Annotated in this window: 21 protein-coding genes and 2 tRNA genes; 4 read left to right on the top strand and 19 right to left on the bottom strand. The window is 68.5% G+C overall.

Annotation, left to right across the window (positions count from 1 at the left end):
* Window positions 1-47 precede the first annotated feature (47 nt).
* From E6O51_RS02505 to mltB, 4 genes are read left to right on the top strand one after another with little or no spacing between them, the layout of a single operon-like run.
* Window positions 48-965, top strand: coding sequence for an AAA family ATPase (locus E6O51_RS02505; RefSeq protein ID WP_136383405.1), 918 nt, complete (start codon window positions 48-50; stop codon window positions 963-965).
* Entirely contained in the window at window positions 965-1,951 is a 987-nt protein-coding gene (locus E6O51_RS02510) for a DUF58 domain-containing protein (RefSeq protein ID WP_136383406.1), read from the top strand. The genes E6O51_RS02505 and E6O51_RS02510 overlap by 1 nt, the downstream gene beginning before the upstream one ends.
* Window positions 1,941-3,881 (top strand): transglutaminase TgpA family protein, encoded by a 1,941-nt coding sequence (locus E6O51_RS02515; protein ID WP_136383407.1) that lies wholly within the window; start codon window positions 1,941-1,943, stop codon window positions 3,879-3,881. Before E6O51_RS02510 ends, E6O51_RS02515 begins: the two co-directional genes overlap by 11 nt.
* Window positions 3,878-4,870 carry a lytic murein transglycosylase B gene (gene mltB, locus E6O51_RS02520; protein WP_136383408.1) on the top strand — a complete coding sequence of 331 codons (993 nt, stop codon included), beginning with the start codon at window positions 3,878-3,880 and terminating at the stop codon, window positions 4,868-4,870. The genes E6O51_RS02515 and mltB overlap by 4 nt, the downstream gene beginning before the upstream one ends.
* 16 nt (window positions 4,871-4,886) lie before the next feature.
* Here mltB and rpoS read toward each other — a convergent pair whose 3' ends face one another.
* From rpoS to cysM, 19 genes are all read right to left on the bottom strand, one after another.
* Window positions 4,887-5,822 (bottom strand): RNA polymerase sigma factor RpoS, encoded by a 936-nt coding sequence (rpoS, locus tag E6O51_RS02525; RefSeq protein ID WP_136383409.1) that lies wholly within the window; start codon window positions 5,820-5,822, stop codon window positions 4,887-4,889.
* Window positions 5,823-5,832: 10 nt separating this feature from the next.
* Window positions 5,833-6,669, bottom strand: coding sequence for a M23 family metallopeptidase (locus tag E6O51_RS02530; RefSeq protein WP_230976676.1), 837 nt, complete (start codon window positions 6,667-6,669; stop codon window positions 5,833-5,835).
* 74 nt (window positions 6,670-6,743) lie between these two features.
* Window positions 6,744-7,391 carry a protein-L-isoaspartate(D-aspartate) O-methyltransferase gene (locus E6O51_RS02535; protein ID WP_408003393.1) on the bottom strand — a complete coding sequence of 216 codons (648 nt, stop codon included), beginning with the start codon at window positions 7,389-7,391 and terminating at the stop codon, window positions 6,744-6,746.
* Between the two features lie 2 nt (window positions 7,392-7,393).
* Window positions 7,394-8,137: a 5'/3'-nucleotidase SurE gene (gene surE / locus E6O51_RS02540; RefSeq protein ID WP_136383410.1), complete on the bottom strand. Its 744-nt coding sequence runs from the start codon at window positions 8,135-8,137 to the stop codon at window positions 7,394-7,396.
* A gap of 129 nt (window positions 8,138-8,266) precedes the next feature.
* A tRNA-Pro gene (locus E6O51_RS02545) sits at window positions 8,267-8,343 on the bottom strand.
* 52 nt (window positions 8,344-8,395) lie between these two features.
* Window positions 8,396-8,776 (bottom strand): MerR family transcriptional regulator, encoded by a 381-nt coding sequence (locus tag E6O51_RS02550; RefSeq protein WP_136383411.1) that lies wholly within the window; start codon window positions 8,774-8,776, stop codon window positions 8,396-8,398.
* On the bottom strand, window positions 8,757-9,077 hold the full coding sequence (locus E6O51_RS02555; protein ID WP_211091317.1) for an integration host factor subunit alpha: 321 nt from the start codon (window positions 9,075-9,077) through the stop codon (window positions 8,757-8,759). Before E6O51_RS02555 ends, E6O51_RS02550 begins: the two co-directional genes overlap by 20 nt.
* Window positions 9,074-11,452 (bottom strand): phenylalanine--tRNA ligase subunit beta, encoded by a 2,379-nt coding sequence (gene pheT / locus E6O51_RS02560; RefSeq protein ID WP_136383413.1) that lies wholly within the window; start codon window positions 11,450-11,452, stop codon window positions 9,074-9,076. The genes E6O51_RS02555 and pheT overlap by 4 nt, the downstream gene beginning before the upstream one ends.
* Window positions 11,453-11,459: 7 nt before the next feature.
* A complete protein-coding gene (gene pheS, locus E6O51_RS02565; RefSeq protein WP_136383414.1) occupies window positions 11,460-12,491 on the bottom strand; it encodes a phenylalanine--tRNA ligase subunit alpha in 1,032 nt (343 codons plus the stop codon).
* Window positions 12,492-12,557: 66 nt separating this feature from the next.
* Window positions 12,558-12,917, bottom strand: a complete 360-nt coding sequence (gene rplT, locus E6O51_RS02570) for a 50S ribosomal protein L20 (RefSeq protein ID WP_011764816.1) — start codon at window positions 12,915-12,917, stop codon at window positions 12,558-12,560.
* A gap of 12 nt (window positions 12,918-12,929) precedes the next feature.
* Entirely contained in the window at window positions 12,930-13,127 is a 198-nt protein-coding gene (gene rpmI / locus E6O51_RS02575) for a 50S ribosomal protein L35 (protein WP_015437124.1), read from the bottom strand.
* Window positions 13,128-13,258: 131 nt separating this feature from the next.
* Window positions 13,259-13,783, bottom strand: a complete 525-nt coding sequence (gene infC, locus E6O51_RS02580) for a translation initiation factor IF-3 (protein ID WP_136383415.1) — start codon at window positions 13,781-13,783, stop codon at window positions 13,259-13,261.
* 27 nt (window positions 13,784-13,810) lie between these two features.
* On the bottom strand, window positions 13,811-15,727 hold the full coding sequence (thrS, locus tag E6O51_RS02585; RefSeq protein WP_136383416.1) for a threonine--tRNA ligase: 1,917 nt from the start codon (window positions 15,725-15,727) through the stop codon (window positions 13,811-13,813).
* Between the two features lie 163 nt (window positions 15,728-15,890).
* Window positions 15,891-15,967 (bottom strand) — tRNA-Val (locus tag E6O51_RS02590).
* A 50-nt stretch (window positions 15,968-16,017) separates the two neighbouring features.
* Window positions 16,018-16,818: a 3'-5' exonuclease gene (locus E6O51_RS02595; protein WP_136383417.1), complete on the bottom strand. Its 801-nt coding sequence runs from the start codon at window positions 16,816-16,818 to the stop codon at window positions 16,018-16,020.
* Window positions 16,815-17,240: a DUF1318 domain-containing protein gene (locus tag E6O51_RS02600; protein WP_136383418.1), complete on the bottom strand. Its 426-nt coding sequence runs from the start codon at window positions 17,238-17,240 to the stop codon at window positions 16,815-16,817. The genes E6O51_RS02595 and E6O51_RS02600 overlap by 4 nt, the downstream gene beginning before the upstream one ends.
* Complete coding sequence (locus E6O51_RS02605) at window positions 17,237-17,419, bottom strand: hypothetical protein (RefSeq protein WP_136383419.1); 183 nt, start codon at window positions 17,417-17,419, stop codon at window positions 17,237-17,239. The genes E6O51_RS02600 and E6O51_RS02605 overlap by 4 nt, the downstream gene beginning before the upstream one ends.
* A 36-nt stretch (window positions 17,420-17,455) precedes the next feature.
* Window positions 17,456-19,495, bottom strand: coding sequence for a hypothetical protein (locus E6O51_RS02610; protein WP_230976677.1), 2,040 nt, complete (start codon window positions 19,493-19,495; stop codon window positions 17,456-17,458).
* Window positions 19,458-20,348, bottom strand: a complete 891-nt coding sequence (gene cysM / locus E6O51_RS02615) for a cysteine synthase CysM (protein WP_136383420.1) — start codon at window positions 20,346-20,348, stop codon at window positions 19,458-19,460. The genes E6O51_RS02610 and cysM overlap by 38 nt, the downstream gene beginning before the upstream one ends.
* Window positions 20,349-20,375 lie beyond the last annotated feature (27 nt).

Here is a 20,375-nt window from a genome sequence, read left to right on the forward strand (position 1 = left end):
ATTATCACCGCTTCCCGGCCAATTTCACAGTGTGCTCATAAAGACCGATGCCCTACCGCCACGTCACCCGCCTGCTCGAAGCCGCCAGCCAGATCATCCTCGGCAAGGAGCACGAACTGCGCCTCGCCCTCACCTGCGCGATCGCCCGCGGCCACCTGCTGATCGAGGACGTGCCCGGCGTGGGCAAGACCACGCTCGCCCACGTCATGGCGCGGCTGATCGGCCTGCAGTTCCAGCGCATCCAGTTCACCAGCGACCTGCTGCCGGCCGACATCATCGGCGTGTCGGTGTTCGACCGCGACAGCAGCACCTTCCGCTTCCATCCCGGCCCGGTGTTCGCCCAACTCATCCTCGCCGACGAGGTCAACCGCGCCACGCCGAAAACCCAGAGCGCGCTGCTGGAGGCGATGGAGGAACACCAGGTCACCGCCGACGGGCAGACGCTGCCGCTGCCCGAGCCCTTCTTCGTCATCGCCACGCAGAACCCGGTGGACCAGATCGGCACTTTCCCCCTGCCCGAAAGCCAGCTCGACCGCTTCCTGATGCGCATCCGCCTGGGCTACCCCGACCGCGCCGCAGAACGCGCCCTGCTGATGGGCGAGGACCGGCGCAGCGTGCTCGAACGGCGCGAGCCGGTGATCGGCCCGCAGGATCTCCTCGACCTGCAGCGCACCGCCCGCGGGCTGACCGTGACCGACCGGCTTATCGACTACGTACACGCCCTGGTCGTGTCGACGCGGCGCAATGGCGAACTCACCGCCGGCCTGAGCCCGCGTGCCGGCCTCGGGCTGCTGTCGGCGGCACGCGCCTGGGCGCTGGTGGACGGGCGCGACCACGTGCTGCCCGAAGACGTCCAGGCAGTGTTCCCCCATGTCGCCGGCCACCGCCTGCACCTGGCCGCCGACGGGCGTCCGGCCCCGGCCGAAACCCTGCACCGCATGATCGAGGCGGTCGCCCTGAACTGATGAGCGTCTTCCCCGCCAGCACGGCTGCCGCCCTCAAACCGCACCTGGAGCGCTGGCTGCGCCGTCCGCTGCGCCCGGAGGCGGCACCCATCCGCCTCCTGCAGCGGCGCATCTACGTGCTGCCCAGCGCCGCCGGGCTGGCCTTCGCGGCCGCACTGCTGGTCATGCTGCTGGCCTCCATCAACTATGAACTCAGCCTCGGCTTCGCGCTGACCTTTCTCCTCGGCGGCGTCGGCCTGGCGAGCATGGTGCACGCCTTCCGCAACCTGCTGCACCTGGAGATCCGCCCGCTGCGCAGCGAGCCGGTATTCTGCGGCGAGCCCGCGCGCTTCGCGCTGTTGCTGGAGAACGGCCGCGAGGCAGCCCGTCCGGCGCTGTGTCTGGCGACGGCGGAATCCGCCGCCATGGCGGACGTGCCGGCCGGCGACAGCACCGAGGCGGTGGTCGAACGCCCCACCACCCGCCGCGGCTGGCTGCCGCTGGGCCGCGTCACCGTGGAGACGCGCTATCCCCTCGGGCTGGTGCGCGCCTGGAGCACCGTCCACCCGGACCTGCGCTGCCTGGTCTACCCCGCGCCCGAGACCGACCCGCCGCCGCTGCCCTTGGACGGCGGCACCCGCGACGGCAACCTGCGCCGTGCCGCGGGCGAGGACGACTTCGCCGGCCTGCGCCAGCACCAGCGCGCCGACTCACCGCGCCACATCGCGTGGAAGGCCTTCGCCCGCGGCGGCCCGCTGCTGGTCAAGCAGTTCTCCGGCTCCGCCGGCGGCGAAGTGGCACTGGACTGGCACGCGCTGCCCCCCGCTCTCGACGAGGAGGCCCGCCTTGCCCGTCTGGCCGCCTGGTTGCTCGCCGCCCACGGCGCCGGGCGCGAATTCTCCCTGCGCATGGACGACGCCAGCCTGCCCCGTGGCGGCGGCGCCCGCCACCTGCACGAAGCGCTGAAACTCCTCGCCCTGCACGGGAGGAGAAACCATGAGGGCTGAGGCCCACGGCACCGCGGAGCGCTGGCTGCTCGCCACCGGGTTGCTCACCGTGATGCCCCATGCGCTCCACCTGCCCGCCTGGTTGATCGCCGCCTGCGCCGTGCTGCTCGCCACCTACGGCTGGCTGGGCCGGCAGCCCCACGCGCAGCCGCCGCGGGTTCTGCTGCTGCTCGTGGCGGCAGGCATCGCAGCGGGCATCAGGCTGCATTACGAACACCTCTTCGGCAAGGACCCGGGCGTGGCGCTCCTCGCCGCCCTGCTCTGCCTCAAGCTGCTCGAAGGCCGCGGCGCGCGCGACGTGCGCGTGGCGGTGCTGCTCGCCTTCTTCCTCCAGCTCGGGCTGTTCTTCTACAACCAGACGCCGGCCGTGGCCGCACTGGCGCTGGCCGGTACGCTGGCCGCCACCGCCACCCTGCTCGCCCTGCACCGTCCGCGGGCTCCGGTACGCGAACACTTGCGCACCGCCGCCTTGCTGCTCGCCCAGGCGGCACCCTTCATGCTCGTGCTGTTCGTGCTCTTCCCCCGCGTGCAGGGGCCGTTGTGGGGCCTGCCGGCCGATGCCCACAGCGCGGTCAGCGGGCTCACCGACACCATGTCGCCGGGGTCGATCAGCGAACTCAGCCTGTCCGACGACATCGCCTTCCGCGCCGAATTCGCCGGCCCGCCCCCGCCCCCCGCGCAACGCTACTGGCGCGGCCCGGTACTGACGGAGTTCGACGGCCGCACCTGGCACCTGCTGCGCCCCACTTTCGACACTGCTCCCGCCTACCGACCCGACGGGCCGGTGTACGAATACCGCCTGACGCTGGAACCCCACAACCGGCGCTGGCTACTCGCCCTGGACTACGCCGACGCGGGGCTCGGGGGCGTGCGCTACGCCAGCGACTTCCAACTGTTCGCCGAACGGCCGGTGCGCAGCCGCGCCCGCTTCACCGTGCGCTCCCGCCCGCAGGCCGCCGTCGGGCTCGCCGAGAGCGAGGCGGTGCTCGCCGCCGCCACCCGCCTGCCGGCCCAGGGCAACCCCCGCACGCACGCCCTGGCCGGCGAACTGGCAACCGGCAATCCATCGCCGCAGCAAGTCCTGCAGCGGGCCCTCGACCACTTCCGCGGCGGCGCCTACACCTACACCCTCAGCCCGCCCCTGCTGGAAACCGACCCCATCGACGGCTTCCTGTTCGATACCCGCGAAGGCTTCTGCGAGCACTTCGCCGGCAGCTTCGTGTTCCTGATGCGTGCGGCGGGTGTGCCGGCGCGGGTGGTGACCGGCTACCAGGGCGGCGAGATCAACCCGGTGGACGGCGCGATGGTGGTACGCCAGTCCAATGCCCACGCCTGGGCCGAAGTCTGGCTGCCGAGCGAGGGCTGGCGGCGCATCGACCCCACGGCGGAGGCCGCACCCATGCGCATCGAGTCCGGCCTGAGCGCCTCCCTGCGCGAAGGCGACCCGCGCCCACTGCTGATGCGCAGCGGCTTTTCCTGGCTGCGCCAGTTCCGCCACCGCTGGGAAGCGCTCGCCAACGACTGGAATCAGTGGGTTCTTGGCTACAATCCGGACAGACAGCGCGATCTGCTGGAACGGCTCGGGTTTGCCGACGCGGACTGGCGGATGCTGACCATGCTGATGAGCGCCGCCGCCTCCGTGCTGGCGGCAGCCCTGTTCGGCTGGGCCTTCATCCGCCGCCGCCACGCCGACCCGCTGGACCGCGCCTGGCAGACATTCTGCGCCAAGACCGCCCGCCGCGGACTGGCGCGCCAGCCGTGGGAAGGCCCGGCGGACTTCGCCCGCCGGCTGGCCGCGGCCTTCCCGGCCCAGGCCGCCGAACTCGGCCGCATCGCGCACGACTATGCCCAGTTGCGCTACCGCAGCCCCGGCACGCCGGCAGACGTGCGCGCCCTGAGCCAACGCATCCGGAGACTCACCCTTTCATGACCCCGACCGCCCGCCACCTGATCGCCGCCGCCGCGCTGGCCGTGCCGCTGGCCGCCGCGGCCTCCTACGTGCATCGCGAGGAGGCGCGCGAGTTCGCGCGCGAAATGAGCGATGCCCACGGCTTCGACGTCACCGAGCTGTATGCCGTGCTCAACCGCGCCCGCCACGAACAGAAGGTGATCGAACTGATCCGCCCGCCGGCCACGCCGGCCGAGCGCTCCTGGCAGCGCTACCGTGCCCGCTTCCTCGACGGCAAGCGCATCGAAGGCGGCGTGGCGTTCTGGCGCCAGCACCGCGACACGGTACGGCGTGCCAGCGCCGAGTTCGGCGTGCCCGAGGAGGTCATCGTCGCCATCATCGGCGTGGAAACCTTCTACGGCCGCCACACCGGCAATTTCGAAACGGTTTCGGCGCTCGCCACGCTGGCCTTCGACTACCCGCCGCGTGCCCCCCTGTTCCGCCGTGAACTGGAGCAACTGCTGCTGCTCGCCCGCGAACAGCGGCGCGACCCCTTCAGCTACTACGGCTCCTACGCCGGCGCGGTCGGCTACCCCCAGTTCCTGCCCAGCAGCGTGCGCCATTACGCGGTGGATTTCGACGGCGACGGGCGCATCGACTTCGACGCCAGCCCGGCGGACGCCATCGGCAGCGTGGCCAACTACCTGAGCACCCACGGCTGGCAGGCCGGGCAGCCGGTGGCCGAGCCCGCGCGCCTGGCGCCGGGCACGGCGGCGCAGGCGCTGGTGGATGCCGGCATCGACCCCAGCCTGGCGCCTGAAACGCTGACGGAGGCGGGCGTCACCCGCCTGGACGGCAGCCCCGCCGCGGCCACCGCGACCCTGGTGGATCTGATCACGCCCAACGCGGACACCGAATACTGGCTGGGCTACCGCAACTTCTACGTGATCACCCGCTACAACCGCAGCAGCTTCTACGCGATGGCGGTGTTCCAGCTCGCCGAGGCGCTGCGCCGGGCGAACGGCGAATAGCGCCAGTCGCAACCGGTCAGAGCAGAACATCCTTGGAAATGCCGCGCCGCTTGAGGATGCGGCGCAACTGGGCGAGCGCCTCGAGCTGGATCTGGCGCACGCGCTCACGCGTGAGGCCCAGGCGGGCGGCCAGTTCCTCCAGCGTCATCAGTTCGCACTCGTCCAGCCCGTAGCGGTGGCGGATCACCAGCCGCTGCTTGTCGTTGAGCATGGCGATCCACTCGCGGATCAGGCTCTCGATCTCGCCGGTATGGATCTGCGTCTCGGGCGTTTCGGCATGCTCGTCGGCCAGGGATTCGCCGATGGACAGGGAAGGGTCCACGTCCAGCGGCGCATCAAGGGAGGCGGTATGCTCGGACAGGGCGAGGATGGCGCGCACTTCCTCCACCGGCCGGTCGAGCCGCTGCGCGATGTCCTCCAGCGAGTATTCGCCGTTGCCGGCCGCCTCGATGTGGCGCTGGGCGCGCAGCACCTGATTGAGTTCCTTGACCACGTGTACCGGCAGGCGGATGGTGCGCGACTGGTTCATGATCGCGCGCTCGATGTTCTGCCGGATCCACCAGGTGGCGTAGGTGGAAAAGCGGAAGCCCCGCTCGGGATCGAACTTCTCCAGCGCGTGCATCAGGCCGAGATTGCCTTCCTCGACCAGATCCAGCAGCGGAATGCCGCGATTGAGGTAATGCTTGGCGATATTGACGACCAGGCGCAGGTTGCGCTCGATCATCACCTGGCGCGCATCGAAGTCGCCCGTGCGCACGCGCCGCGCCAGCGCGGCCTCCTCCTGCGCGGTCAGCAGGGGGTTGGCACCGATCTCGTTGAGGTAGATCTGGGTGACGTCGCTGAGGAACTCGCTTTCCGGCGCCGGCGGAGGAGGTTCGGCAAAAACCTCTACCTCCAAGGGTAGATCCGGTTCCTGGCAATCGACGTCTTCAGGCATCACCGGATCGTGCATGGGAACCTCGTCAGCGCGGCGGCAGGTACTTCATCGGATCGAGGGGTCTGCCCTGTCTGCGAATTTCAAAGTGCAGCATGGGGCGATCCGCATCGGTACTGCCCAGTTCGGCGATCTTTTGACCCCGGGTCACCGTGTCGCCCTCCTTCACCAGCAAGGCCTGGTTGTGGGCATACACGGTCTGGTAATCGGACTCGTGCCTGATGATGACCAGTTTTCCGAAACCGCGCAAGCCGCTGCCGGCATACATGACGGTCCCGGGCGCCGAAGCGACCACCGGCGTGCCCGGCGCGCTGCCGATGTCGATGCCCTTGTTGAGCAGCTTGCCGTTGTCGCCTTTCGGCTGCTCGAAACCGAGCAGGACCTGGCCGCCGTTGACCGGCCAGACCCATTCGCCCGCGGGCGTTTCGGCCGGCGGCTGGGCAGCCGGAGCCACCCCCGGAGCCGGCGTCGCGCCTGGTGCCGGGCGGCCCTGCACGGCGGCCCAGGCCTGGTCGCTGTAGGGCTGGCGGCCGCCCTTGGGCTCACTGAATACGGGAACGCCCTCCGCCGCCGGCTGCGGGCCGAGTGGGCGCAGTTCCGTGGTATCGGTGATGGGCTTGGTTTCGGCCACGGCGCCTTCCGGCGGGGCCACGCGGATCTCCTGCCCGACCGAGATCTGGTCGGGGTTGGCGAGACCGTTCCAGGCCACCAGATCGGCCACACTCTGGCCGTAGAGCCGGGAAATCGCCATCAGCGTCTCGCCCGGCTGCACCACGTGGAAGGGGCGCCCCTCCGTCGGCACGGTGGTTGCCGGCAATGGCGGAGCTTGGGTCGCATCGCGCACCGGGGCAGCCGTCTTGGCCACGCACCCCGCCAGCACACCTGCCGCGAAAATTATTGTAACCAGGCGCAACAAACCTCGGGACATCGCTCTGTTTCTCATTCCGTTCCGGTCAGCAAGGGCACGAAGCGTACCGCTTCGAGCCGGCTTTCTCTGAATGTGGCCCCGTGCCGTTCGACCAGCACCAGACGTTGATCGGCCGTCCCCACCGGGATCATCAAGCGGCCGCCCGGTGCAAGCTGGTCCTTCAGCGCTTGCGGCACGGTGGGCGCCGCGGCGGCGACGATGATGGTATCGAACGGTGCCGCTTCGGGGAGCCCGAGATTACCATCCGCATGCTTCAGGCGCACGTTCGGGCGCCGCAGGGTGCGCAGGTTCTCACGCGCCCGGTCGAGCAGGGGCCGAATCCGTTCCACCGCATAGACTTCCGTGGCCACGAAGGACAGCACCGCCGCCTGGTAGCCGCAGCCCGCGCCGACTTCCAGCGTGCGCCCGAGTTCCCGCCCGTTGCGCAGGATCTCGATCATGCGCGCCACCACGAAGGGCTGCGAGATGGTCTGCTGGAAGCCGATCGGCAACGCCGTGTCGTCGTAGGCGCCATAGGCCAGCCCTTCCTGGACGAACTGGTGGCGCGGCACCTGCATCATCGCGGCGAGCACCTTCTCGTCCTTCACGCCCTGGCTGCGCAGGCGCTCGACCATGCGCGCGCGGGCGCGCATGGCGCGGCCTGCGTCGGCGAGCGCCATGTTCATCGCCCCACCCACTCGGACACCGCGGCGATCTGGCCGGTATGGGTCAGGTCGATCTGCAGCGGCGTGACCGAGACGTAGCCGTTGGCCACCGCGTGGAAATCGGTGCCCTCGCCCGCGTCGGCGGCACCGCCGGCGGCACCCACCCAGTACACCGTCTCGTTGCGCGGCGTGACGCCGCGGATCACCGGCTCGGCCTTGTGGCGCTTGCCCAGCCGGGTCACGCGCACGCCGGCGAGTTCCTCGTAGGGGCGATCCGGCACGTTGACGTTGAGCAGCACCGGCTGCCGGAAAGGCATCCGCAGGAAACGTTCGGCGAGATCCGTGGCCACCCGCGCGGCGACGGAGAAATCGGTCGCGGCCTTGCTCACCAGGGACACGGCGATGGATGGGACGCCGAGCAGGAAACCTTCGGTAGCCGCGGCGACGGTACCCGAATAGATCGTGTCGTCGCCCATGTTGGCGCCGTGATTGACGCCGGACACCACCATGTCCGGCAAGTGGTCCAGCATGCCGGTCACGGCGAGGTGCACGCAGTCGGTCGGCGTGCCGTTCACGAAGTGGAAACCGTTGGCCGCGCGACGCAGCGACAGCGGCCGGTCCAGGGTCAGCGAATTGCTCGCGCCGCTGCGGTCGCGCTCGGGCGCCACCACCGTCACCTCGCCCACCGCGGCGAGCGCCTCGGCGAGCGCGGCGATGCCCGGCGCGAAATATCCGTCGTCGTTGCTGACGAGTATGCGCATGATCGATCCGTACTCAGTGGCCGCGGGGCGCATGCGCCACGGCTAACCCGCGGAGCATACCAGCATCCGCCGGCCCGCACCCGCACAAAACAAAAAACCGGCCAAGGCCGGTTTCTTGTCTGCAAACTTTGGTCGGGGCGGCGGGATTCGAACTCGCGACCCCTTGCACCCCATGCAAGTGCGCTACCAGGCTGCGCTACGCCCCGACACAGGAGCGCGATTATAGCACCAGTTTGCAGATTATCCAGCGTCGACGACTCAGGCTTTCAGTTGCGCGAGCAGCGCCTCGAGTTCGCCGCGAATCTGGTCGATCACGGCCTTCAGCCGGCCGCTTTCCTCTTCGACCTCGTGTTCGTGCATGGCCGTTTCGCCCAGACGGTTGCGCGCACCGGAGATCGTGAAGCCTTCGTCGTACAGCAACTGGCGGATGCGGCGCACCAGCAGCACTTCATGGTGCTGATAGTAGCGCCGGTTGCCGCGGCGCTTGACCGGCTTGAGCTGCGTGAACTCCTGTTCCCAGTATCGCAGCACGTGCGGCTTGACCGCACACAGTTCGCTCACCTCACCGATGGTGAAGTAGCGCTTGGCCGGAATCGGCGGCAAGGAATCGGTAGCCGGGCTATGGCTGCTTGCTTGCATCGCTCAATTGCTCCACCGCGGCCTTGAGCTTCTGGCTCGCGTGGAAGGTCACGACGCGGCGTGCGGTGATCGGAATCTCCTCGCCGGTCTTGGGGTTCCGGCCAGGACGCTGGGGCTTGTCGCGCAACTGGAAGTTGCCGAAACCGGACAGCTTGACGCTGTCGCCCTGTTCCAGCGCGAGCCGGATTTCCTCGAAGAAGCCCTCCACCATGTCCTTGGCTTCGCGCTTGTTCAGGCCGACGCGCTCGAAGAGCAGGTCGGCCAGTTCCGCTTTGGTCAGCGTCACGCTTTTCTCCCTCAGGCACGCAACCGGGCACCCAGCGTTGCTTCCGCGTGCCGCACCAGCGCTTCGACCGCCTGTTCCACTTCGGCGTCCTCAAGTGTTCGCTGAGTATCTTGCATCAACACCCTGAACGCAAGGCTCTTTTTCTCGGGTTCGATGCCCCTGCCATGGTACACGTCGAACAGGCCGATCTCGCGCACGATGGCCGGCGCCGCCTCGCGCAGGACGTCCAGCACGCGGGCGGCGCCGACTTCCTGGCCGACGACCAGCGCCAGGTCGCGGAACACCGCGGGCATGCGGGAAATCTCCCGGTAGGCCGGCAGACCCGATTCCAGTGCGGCGTCGAGTTCGACCTCGAACACCACCGGCGCCGGCCCCAGATCGTAGCGCTGCACCCACACCGGATGCAGTTCGCCGACGATGCCGATGCGCCGGCCCTGGAACAGCACGGTGGCCGCGCGCCCCGGGTGCAGCGCCGGATGCGACACGGGCTCGAAGCCGAGCACGGCCGGGGCGAACAGCGCGTCCAGGTCGCCCTTGATGTCGTAGAAATCCACGTTGCGCGCCGGAGCCCCCCACTGCTCGCGCAGCGCGGGGCCGGCGGCCAGGGCCGCCACCCTGAGGGGCTGATGGAAGCCGGCGACCGGCTCGCCGTCCGCCTTGCGCTCGAAGCAGCGGCCGATCTCGAACACGCGCACGCGATCCTGCTGGCGGTTGCGGTTGGTGGCCACGTTGGCCGCCAGGCCGGGAATCAGGCTGGAGCGCATGACGCTCATCTGACTGGCGATGGGGTTGGCCAGGCGGATCACGTCGGCGTTGGCGCAGAAATCGCGCTCCCAGGCCTCGTCCACGAAGGAGAAATTCACCACTTCCTGGTAGTCCCGCGCAGCGACGAGACGGCGCACGTCCCACGCCGTGCGGCGGTCTTCCGAGCGCCCCAGCATGGTCAGCGCGCCCTGAGGCGCTACCGCGGGGATGTTGTCGTAGCCGTGCAGGCGGGCGACTTCCTCGATCAGGTCTTCCTCGATCCCGATGTCGAAACGGAAGGACGGCGGCGTGACCAGCAGGTCGCCGCCCTCGCGCCGCACCGCCAGATGCACGCGCTCCAGCAGCGCAACGATGGCGTCGTCGCCGATGGCGATGCCCAGCACGAGCCGGACCCGCGCCGGACGCAGGCGCACCGCGGGACGCGCCGGCAGGTGCTGCGGCGACACCGCCTCTTCCACCGGCCCGGCCTCGCCGCCGCAGATGTCGAGGATCAGTCGCGTGGCACGCTCCATGGCCTGCCGCGCGAGGTCGAAGTCCACGCCGCGCTCGAAGCGGTGCGAGGCGTCCGACGAGAAACCGTAGCCGCGCGCGCGGCCGGCGATGGCGTCGGGGGCGAAGAAGGCGCTTTCCAGGAACACTTCAGAGGTGTCCAGCGTGATGCCGCTGTCCTCACCGCCCATGATGCCGGCCAGCGCCAGCGCCAGCGCCTCGTCGGCGATCAGCAGGGTATCGGCGCTCGGCGTGACGGTCTGTTCGTTGAGCAGCAGCACCTGTTCGCCGGCCCGCGGGTAGCGCACGTGGATGGCGCCGGACAGCTGCGTGTTGTCGAAGGCGTGCAGGGGCTGGCCGAGTTCCAGCATGACGTAGTTGGTGACGTCCACCAGCGCGCTGATCGCACGCACACCACTGGCCTGCAGGCGCTGCTTCATCCACTCGGGCGTGGGCGCCTTGGCATCCACGCCGCGGATCACCCGGCCGCAGTAGCGCGGGCAGGCCTGGGGCGCGTCGAGCACGATGGGGCGGCGCGCGTCCAGGGTCGGCGGCACAGCTTCCACCACGGGCAGCGCCAGCGGCTCGCCGGTCAGGGCCGCCACTTCGCGGGCGACGCCGGCGAGGCTGAGGCAGTCGGCCCGGTTGGGGGTGAGCTTGATGGTGAAGCGGATGTCGTCCAATCCCAGCGCACTGCGGATGTCCTCGCCGATCTTCAGGTCGGCGGGCAGTTCCAGCAGGCCGCCGTGGTCCTCCGACAGGCCCAGTTCCCGCGCCGAACACAGCATGCCGAAGGACTCCACGCCGCGCAGCTTGGCCGCCTTGATGGCGAATCCGCCCGGCAGCACGGCGCCGACCAGGGCGCAGGGCACCAGCAGGCCGGCGGCGGCGTTGGGCGCGCCGCAGACGATCTGCAGCGGTTCGCCCCCCGCATCCACCTTGCACACCCTGAGCTTGTCCGCATTGGGATGCTTTTCCGCTTCGACGATGCGCGCCACTACCACGGAGGTGAAGGGCGGCGCCACCGGCTCGGCCTCTTCCACTTCCAGGCCGGACATGGTCAGCAGATGCCCCAGGGCCTCGCTGTCCAGCGGCGGATTGACGAGGCTACGCAGCCACTTTTCCGAGAATTGCATGATTCGTTTACCTGAATTGGCTCAAGAAGCGCAGGTCGCCGTCGAAGAACAGGCGCAGGTCGTTCACGCCGTAGCGCAGCATGGTGAGGCGGTCCGGCCCCATGCCGAAGGCGAAGCCGGTATAGCGTTCCGGATCGATGCCGCCGAAGCGCAGCACGTTGGGATGCACCATGCCGCAACCGGCGATCTCCAGCCAGCGGCCTTTGAGCGCACCGCTCATGAAGGCGACGTCGATCTCGGCGCTGGGCTCGGTGAACGGGAAGAAGGACGGCCGGAAGCGCACCTGCAGGTCGTCGCTCTCGAAGAACTTGCGCAGGAAGTCGGCGATCACGCCCTTGAGGTCGGCGAAGCTGACGTTCTCGCCCACCCACAGGCCTTCCACCTGGTGGAACATGGGCGAGTGGGTGGCGTCGGAATCGACCCGGAACACACGGCCGGGCGCGATGATGCGGATCTCCGGCATCGTCTGCAGATCGGCATGGAGCGCCACGTGGGCGAGCATGGCGCGAATCTGCACCGGGCTGGTGTGAGTGCGCAGCAGCACGTCGTCGTGGCCTTCCAGGTAGAAGGTGTCGTGCATGGAGCGCGCCGGATGATTTTCCGGCGTGTTGAGCGCGGTGAAGTTGTGCCAGTCGGTCTCGATCTCGGGACCATCGGCGACCACGAAGCCGATGGAGCGGAACAGCGCCTCGATGCGCTCCAGCGTGCGGCTGGCGGGGTGCAGGCCGCCACGCAGGTTGCCGCGTCCGGGCAGGGTCACGTCCAGCGCCTCGGCGGCGAGCTGGGCCTGCAGGGCCGCCTCGCGCAGCGCCTCGCGGCGCGCTTCGAGGCCTGCCTCGATGGCCTCCTTGGCGCGGTTGATCTCGGCGCCGGCCGCGCGGCGCGCGTCCGCATCCAGCTTGCCCAGGCCCTTGAGCCGCTCGGTCAGCGAACCGCTCTTGCCCAGGTAGCGCGCCTTGGCCTGTTCGAGCTGGGCGCTGTCGGCCGCGGCCGCGAAGTCGGCGGTGGCTTGTTGAACCAGTTGATCCAGGTTGTCCATGGGAAACCGTCGAGAATCTCAGAAAAAAAAAGGAGGCCAGGCCTCCTTTTTCGATGCTGCGTTCGCTTACGCAGCAAGTTTGGCCCGGGCTTGTTCGGCGAGCGCGGCAAACGCCGGCTTGTCGAACACGGCCAGGTCGGCCAATACCTTGCGGTCCACTTCCACCGCGGCCTTCTTCAGGCCGTTCATGAAGGTGGAGTAGGTCAGACCCAGCTCACGGGCAGCCGCGTTGATACGGGCGATCCACAGGGCACGGAACTGGCGCTTGCGCTGACGACGGTCGCGATAAGCGTACTGGCCGGCCTTCATCACCGCCTGCTTGGCGATGCGGTATACGTTCTTGCGACGGCCGCGATAACCCTTGGCCTGGTCGAGGACCTTCTTGTGACGGGCGCGGGCGGTTACACCACGTTTAACTCGGGGCATGGCGGTCTCCTATCAAGCGTAAGGCAGCATGGCGCGGATCAGCTTCTCGTCGGCGGCATGGACTTCCGTCATACCGCGCAGCTGGCGCTTGCTCTTGGTGGTCTTCTTGGTAAGGATGTGGCGCTTGAACGCCTGGGACCGCTTGATCCCACCGCTGGCGCGGACCTTGAAGCGCTTCGCGGCGCCGCTCTTGGTCTTCATCTTGGGCATTGCTGACTCCTGGGTTATGAATGCCGTCAGGTGGCCCCGGAAGGAGCGCTTTCACGACCTGACACCACTTGTCTTACGGCAGCCTGGGCCGCCGTGGTGCCCCTTGCGGGGCTTTCAGGGCAAACGCCCGGTCAGCGAACCTTCTTGACCGGGGCGATCACCATGATCATCTGACGCCCTTCCATCTTGGGCATCTGTTCGACCTGGCCATGTTCCTCCAGGTCGGCCTTGACTCTTTCCAACTGGCGCAAGCCGAACTCCTGGTGCGCCATTTCGCGGCCACGGAAGCGCAGGGTCACCTTGCACTTGTCGCCTTCCTCGAGGAACCGCTTCAGATTGCGCAGCTTGATCTGGTAGTCGTTCTCGTCGGTACCGGGGCGCAGCTTCACTTCCTTGATCTGCACCTGCTTCTGCTTCAGACGGGCTTCGTGCGCCTTCTTCTGCTCCTGGTACTTGAACTTGCCGAAGTCCATCACCTTGCAAACGGGCGGCTTCGCCATCGGTGCGATCTCGACCAGGTCCAGGCCAGCTTCCTCGGCCGCGGCCAGTGCCGCATGCAGGGACACGATGCCGAGCTGCTCCCCCTCTTCACCGACCAGCCGGACTTCAGGCGCGTTGATCTCTCCATTGACGCGCTGCTTCTTATCTTGAGCGATGGTTCCTCTCCAAAAATTGCAAAAAAATCAGACCGGGCCGGCTTTCGCTTCGATTTCGCGACGCCAGTGACCGATCAGCGATTCCAGGGACATTTGGCCAAGATCCTGGCCTCCCCGCGCGCGGACTGCCACCTTGCCCTCGGCCTTTTCCTTCTCGCCGACGACCAGCAGGTAGGGCAGCTTGTGCACGCTATGTTCGCGGATTTTATAGTTGATTTTCTCGTTGCGCAAATCGGCATCGACGCGGAATCCCGCCTGGCGCAGTTGTTTGACCACGTCGCGCACGTAGTCGGCCTGGCCTTCGGAGATGTTCATCACCACCGCGTGGACCGGCGCCAGCCACAATGGCAGGGCACCGGCGTGGTGCTCGATCAGGATGCCGATGAAACGCTCCAGCGAGCCGAGGATCGCCCGGTGCAGCATCACCGGGAACTTCCTGGTGTTGTCCTCGGCCACGTACTCCGCGCCGAGACGCACGGGAAGGTTGAAGTCGAGCTGCAGCGTGCCGCACTGCCACACCCGGCCCAGGCAATCCTTCAGCGAGAATTCGATCTTCGGCCCGTAGAAGGCCCCCTCGCCCGGCTGCAGGTCGTAGGCCAGCCCCTGGGCGTCGAGCGCCGCCGCCAGCGCCGCCTCGGCCGCGTCCCATTGCTCGTCCGTTCCGACGCGCTTGTCCGGCCGGGTGGACAGCTTGACCTGCACGTCCTCGAAGCCGAAATCGCGGTAAACCTGCTGCAGCAGACGGATGAATTCCGCCGACTCAGACTGCACCTGACCCTCCGTGCAGAAGATGTGGGCGTCATCCTGGACGAAGTTGCGCACCCGCATGATGCCGTGCAGCGAACCCGAGGGTTCGTTGCGGTGGCAGGAGCCGAACTCCGCCATGCGCAGCGGCAGATCGCGGTAGCTCTTCAGCCCTTGGTTGAAGATCTGGATGTGGCACGGGCAGTTCATCGGCTTGACCGCGTAGTCGCGCTTCTCGGACTGCGTGGTGAACATCAAGTCGGCGTACATACCCCAGTGGCCCGATTTCTCCCACAGGGAGCGATCGACGATCTGCGGCGTCTTCACTTCCTGATAGCCGTGCTCGTGGATGGTCCGGCGCAGGTATTGTTCGACCTGCTGCCACAGCGTCCAGCCCTTGGCATGCCAGAACACCATGCCCGGTGCCTCTTCCTGGAGATGGAAGAGATCGAGCTGGCGGCCGAGCCTGCGGTGGTCGCGCTTCTCGGCCTCTTCCAGCATGTGGAGGTAGGCGTCGAGTTCGTCCTTCTTCACCCAGGCAGTGCCGTAGATGCGCTGCAGCATCTCGTTCTTCGAATCGCCGCGCCAGTATGCGCCGGCCACCTTCATCAGCTTGAAGACCTTGAGCCTGGCCGTGGACGGGACGTGCGGACCGCGGCACAGGTCGATGAAATCGCCCTGGCGGTACAGGGAGACGTCCTCCGCCTGCGGGATGGAGGCGATGATCTCGGCCTTATAGTGCTCGCCCTGGGCCTTGAAGAAGGCCACGGCCTCCTCCCGCGCCCACACCTCGCGCGCCACCGGGATGTCGGCCTTGGCGAGTTCCGCCATGCGCCGCTCGATCTGCTGCAGGTCTTCCGGCGTGAAGGGGCGCTTGTAGGCGAAGTCGTAGTAGAAGCCGTTTTCGATCACCGGGCCGATGGTCACCTGGGCATCCGGGAACAGTTCCTTGACCGCGTGCGCCAGCAGGTGGGCGGTGGAGTGGCGGATCATCTCCAGCCCTTCCGGGTTCCTGTCCGTGACGATGGCCAGTTCGGCGTCGGTCTCGATGCGGTGGGACAGGTCCACCAGACGGCCATCCACCCGGCCCGCCAGCGCTGCCTTGGCCAGGCCCGCGCCGATGGAGGCCGCGACCTCGGCCACCGAGACCGGCTGTTCGAAACTGCGGACGGAGCCGTCCGGAAGCGTGATGTTCGGCATCGTTCAGAAACCTCAGGCTGACCCCGGCCCGGCCGGGATGCTACAGACGAAAAAAAAGTGCGGTCGAGACCGCACTTTTCTTGGAGCACACAGCGGAACCCGACGTTCGAAATTCAGGATTCGGTGGTCGTAGTTCGGAACATGGCTTCCGGCTCCAGATGTCTGGTAGGCGCGATTGGACTCGAACCAACGACCCCCACCATGTCAAGGTGGTGCTCTAACCAGCTGAGCTACGCGCCTGCTAAGAGCCGCGCATTATAAAGCTTCCACGGCCTCTGTAAAGCGTTTTCTCACTGCCCCCCGTTCTCCGGCCACGCCTCCAGGTACTGCTGCCAATGCGGCGCGCCGATGCGCGCCAGCGATTCGCGCACCAAGGCTAGCTCGGCGGCCCAGGCGGCGCCATCCAGGTGGCCGCGCATACGCTGGAAACCCAGATACACAAGGTAGGTGTTGACCACGTCGGTCTCGCAGTAGTCGCGGATCTCGGCCGCCCGCCCCTCCTGCCAGGCCTGCCACACTGCGCTGCCGTCCATGCCCAGCTTGCCGGGAAAACCCATCAGCTTGGCCATGTCGTCCAGCGGCGCGTTGGCGCGCGGCTGGTAGAGGGCGAGGAGGTCCATCAGGTCCAGGTGGCGCTGGTGGTAGCGGCTGATGTAGTTGTTCCACTTGAAGTCGCGGGAGTCGTTGTAGTCGCCCTCGCCCATGTCCCAGTAGCGCGGCGCGGCCACGCCGTGGATGAGGCCGCGGTAGTGCAGCACCGGCAGGTCGAAGCCGCCGCCGTTCCAGGACACGAGTTGGGGCGTATAGCGCTCGATGCCGTCGAAGAAGCGCTGGATGATCTGCGCCTCCTGGCTGTCGGGCTCGGACAGGGAGAACACGCGGAACTGGCCCGCGTCGCGCAGCACGCAGGAAATGGTGACTACACGGTGCAGGTGGTGCTGCAGGAAGTCGCTGCCGCCGGCCGCACGGCGCTGCTGGAAAGCGAACTCGGCGACTTCGTAGTCCGGCAACTCATCGGGCAGCCGGTTGAGGGCCCGCACCCCGGCCACGTCGGGGATGGTCTCGATGTCGAAGACCAGGACAGGCGTCACTTCTGCACCCAGCCGCCGCCGCCCTGCACCCACCAGCCCTTCTGCGCGCGGTCGATCCAGCGCTGAGCGAAGGTGGCGCGCACGTCCGCCTCCCATTCCGGATGGCCGTTGGCACGGGCGATCTCGCGGTACAGCGCGGCGCGGTCGGCGTTCTCGGCGGCGATCAGGGTGTTGGCCTGGGCGCGCTGGGCGAGCGGCACCCTGGACGCGTCGCGCAGCGCGACCGTGCCGTCGCGCGCCAGGCCAACCGCGCCCGATGCATAGAGCGGCGCGAGCTGGGCATGGCGCTGCTGCATGGACTGCCGGAGCGCGGAGATGGCCGGGGTGTTGATCTCCAGGTTGCCCTGGGCAGCGGCGAGGCCGGCGAGGCCCAGCAACAGGGCGGCGAGCCAGAGCCTGAAACGGCGGGCGGCATGGTTCATTGCGGGGCTCCTTGCTCGGCCGGCGGGGTGGCGCCGTTCTTCAACTGCCAGACCTCGTCGATGATGCGGTCGGCGGCCTTTTCCGCCGCCGCCGCCGGGAAATAGATGTTGATGGTCACGCAGGCGCTGCCTGCGGCGAGCAGGCCGGCGAGCAGGGTCAAGCGGAGGATGGATGTCATGGGATTCCCTGTGCGGAAACGGAGGTCTGCGGCCCGCTATCGGACGACCGGCGGAGCATTGGATTCGATCACGCGCTGCAGCCGGTCGATCAGCTCCTGCCAGTCCACGCGGCGATTGTAGCCGATGACATTGAGGGCCGGGATGCCGCCGCCGCGCACGAGCGCGAAGCCTCCCGCCGGGCTGCCGTCGGCGAGCCCGCCCATCAGGCAGATTCCGTCGGCGAGCACGCAGGAGAGGCCGATCTCCCGGTAGCCGAAGGATTCGAAGAAACCCAGCATGCTGCGCTGGATGGCGGCGACCGCGCCGGCACCGCCCAGCGCGCTGATGTTCTGCACCGCGCGCTGGCTGATGCGGCGCGGATAGCTGCCGGGGCTGCTGCGCACGCGGGCGTCGAAGCGCACCGGGCGCCAGCGCACCAGTTCCAGGCCGCCCACGCTGGCATCCACGTAGCCGGTGACGCTGCCGAAGGAGAAGGTGTCCGTGAGTTGGGCCAGGTCGATATGGCGCGCGTCGATGTCTGCATACAGGTAGGCGGCCACGCCGAAGGGTTCGAGCAGGCGCAGTTCGGTGACCTGCAGGTAGCCGTCGAACACCGAGACCACCAGCGTGCCGTCGAGCACGATCTCGCCGGGTGACACCCGCAGGCCCGGCAGGGCCGCGGACAGTACGCCGGCCATTTCCGGCAGGCCCAGCGCGGCGGTCAGCAGCGGCACCGACAGCGGCTCCACCACCAGGCTGCCGGCGCCGGACCACCCCTCCTCACCACGCCGCAGTTCGAGTTTGTCGAACACCAGGGCGCCGTCGAGAAGCGGAATGCGCAGGCGCGGAATCTCCACCTGCGTGCCATGCAGGCGCGCGGCCAGTTCGAAGCTGCCCAGGGCGAGTTTCTCCCAGCGTCCGCCGGCCACCGTCAACATGGCTTCGGTGAGGGAGTCCGCGCGCCAGAGCAGGCTGCCGCTCAAGGGTCCGAAGCTCAGTTCGCCGCCCGCGAGGCTGAAGCCGGCCTCGTCGAAGCCCGCGTCGATGCCGACCACGCGCCCTTCTTCGATGCGCAGGCCGCCGCTGGCGTGGCCGGCGAAGCGCAGGCGCTCGGCCTGGGCCGGCGTCAGCAGGGGCGCCAGATATTGCGGCCCGACCACCGCCAGATCCGCGTCGGCTACGGTCAGCCCGGCTGCGCGGAGCACCCCGGCGGCCAGGTCGTACTCGCCGGCCGCGGCGATGGTGCGCACACCCTCGGTCTGCAGCGTCGCCTGGGTGACGCTCAGGCGCTCGCCGACGAGCTGGCCGGCGGCCTGCAGGCGGGAGCCGGCGACGAGATAGAGCGGATGGAAATAGGCTTCGCCTGCGGACCATTTCAAATCGGCCTGCCAGTCCCAGCCACCGGCCCGTTTGCGTGCGCTGGCGGCCATGGTGGCGCCGACGCCTTCGGCCGCGTGCAGGCCGTCGGCGGTGGCGAAGCCGCCGGCCTTCAGCGCGAGCGCCAGCGAGCCCTGTCCGCCGTCGGCGGGGGTGTATTCCGCGTATCCGTTCAGGCGCCCGGCCGGCTGCCATTCGGCGAGCTGCGGCAGCAGGCCCCGCAGCCTCGCCGCGTCCAGCCCGCGGAAATCGGCACGCAGGCGTCCGCCCGCGAGCGCTTCGAGCGCCACCGTCTCGCCCGCGGCGAGCGTCAGGCGCAGCGTCCCGGTCCGTTGCTGCGGGTCCGCCGCCAGGCTAAGCGCGGCCCCGGCGGGCAGACCCGGCGCGTGCAGCCGTCCACCGCGGCAACTCAGCGTTTCCTCCGTGAGATGAAAGGCGGGGCAATCCAGGCGCAGGCCGCGCAGCCGGCGGCCGGCGACATCGAGCGTCCCGATGCGCACGCTGGCCGCTTCGTTGCCGGCATCCAGCGTCAGGCGCAGGTCGCGGGCGACGAAGGAAGGATGGACGAGTTGCTCGACCTCCAGCGTCAGTTCGCGCGCGGCGGACGTGGAGGCGAGGACGGACAGCAGGGCGCAGGCCAGCGCATGCCGGACGACGCGCTGCAGCCGGGGGAAAGCCCGCTCAGGCGGGGAACACGCCGGTGGACAGGTAGCGGTCACCACGGTCGCACACGATGGACACGATGACCGCATTCTCGAGCTGCGCTGCGATCCGCAGGGCCACGTACATGGCGCCGCCCGAGGAGATGCCCGCGAAGATGCCCTCCTCGCGCGCGAGCCGCCGGGTCATTTCTTCCGCCTCCGCCTGGCTGACGTATTCGAGCTGGTCCACCCAGGTGCCGTCGTAGATCCTGGGCAGGTAGGCCTCGGGCCACTTGCGGATGCCGGGGATCTGGGAGCCCTCCTCCGGCTGACAGCCGACGATGCGGACGGCCGGATTCTTTTCCTTGAGGTAGCGCGAGGTACCCATGATGGTCCCGGTGGTGCCCATGCTGCTGACGAAATGGGTGATGGTGCCGCCGGTCTGTTCCCACAGTTCGGGGCCGGTGCCTTCATAGTGGGAGAGCGGATTGTCTGGGTTGGCGAACTGGTCGAGGATGATGCCCTTGCCCTCGTCACGCATCTGCTCGGCCACGTCGCGCGCCATCTCCATGCCGCCCTGCCTGGGCGTGAGCACCAGTTCCGCACCGAAGGCGCGCATGGTCTGGCGCCGCTCCACGCTCTGGTTCTCGGGCATGACCAGGATCATGCGATAGCCGCGCATCGCGGCCGCCATCGCCAGGGCGATGCCGGTGTTGCCGCTGGTGGCCTCGATCAGCGTGTCGCCGGGACGGATGTCGCCGCGCCGCTCGGCATGGACGATCATGGACAGCGCCGGACGGTCCTTCACCGAACCGGCCGGGTTGTTGCCTTCCAGCTTGGCGAGGATGACGTTGTTGCGCCCCGCGCCCAGGCGCTTGAGGCGGACCAGCGGCGTGCCGCCGACGTAGTCTTCCAGGGTCTTGTATTCCATGTCCGCGTCCGTTGTGCGTGATGGGGC

Source organism: Pseudothauera rhizosphaerae (assembly GCF_004801305.1).
In the GTDB taxonomy this organism is placed as follows: domain Bacteria; phylum Pseudomonadota; class Gammaproteobacteria; order Burkholderiales; family Rhodocyclaceae; genus Pseudothauera; species Pseudothauera rhizosphaerae.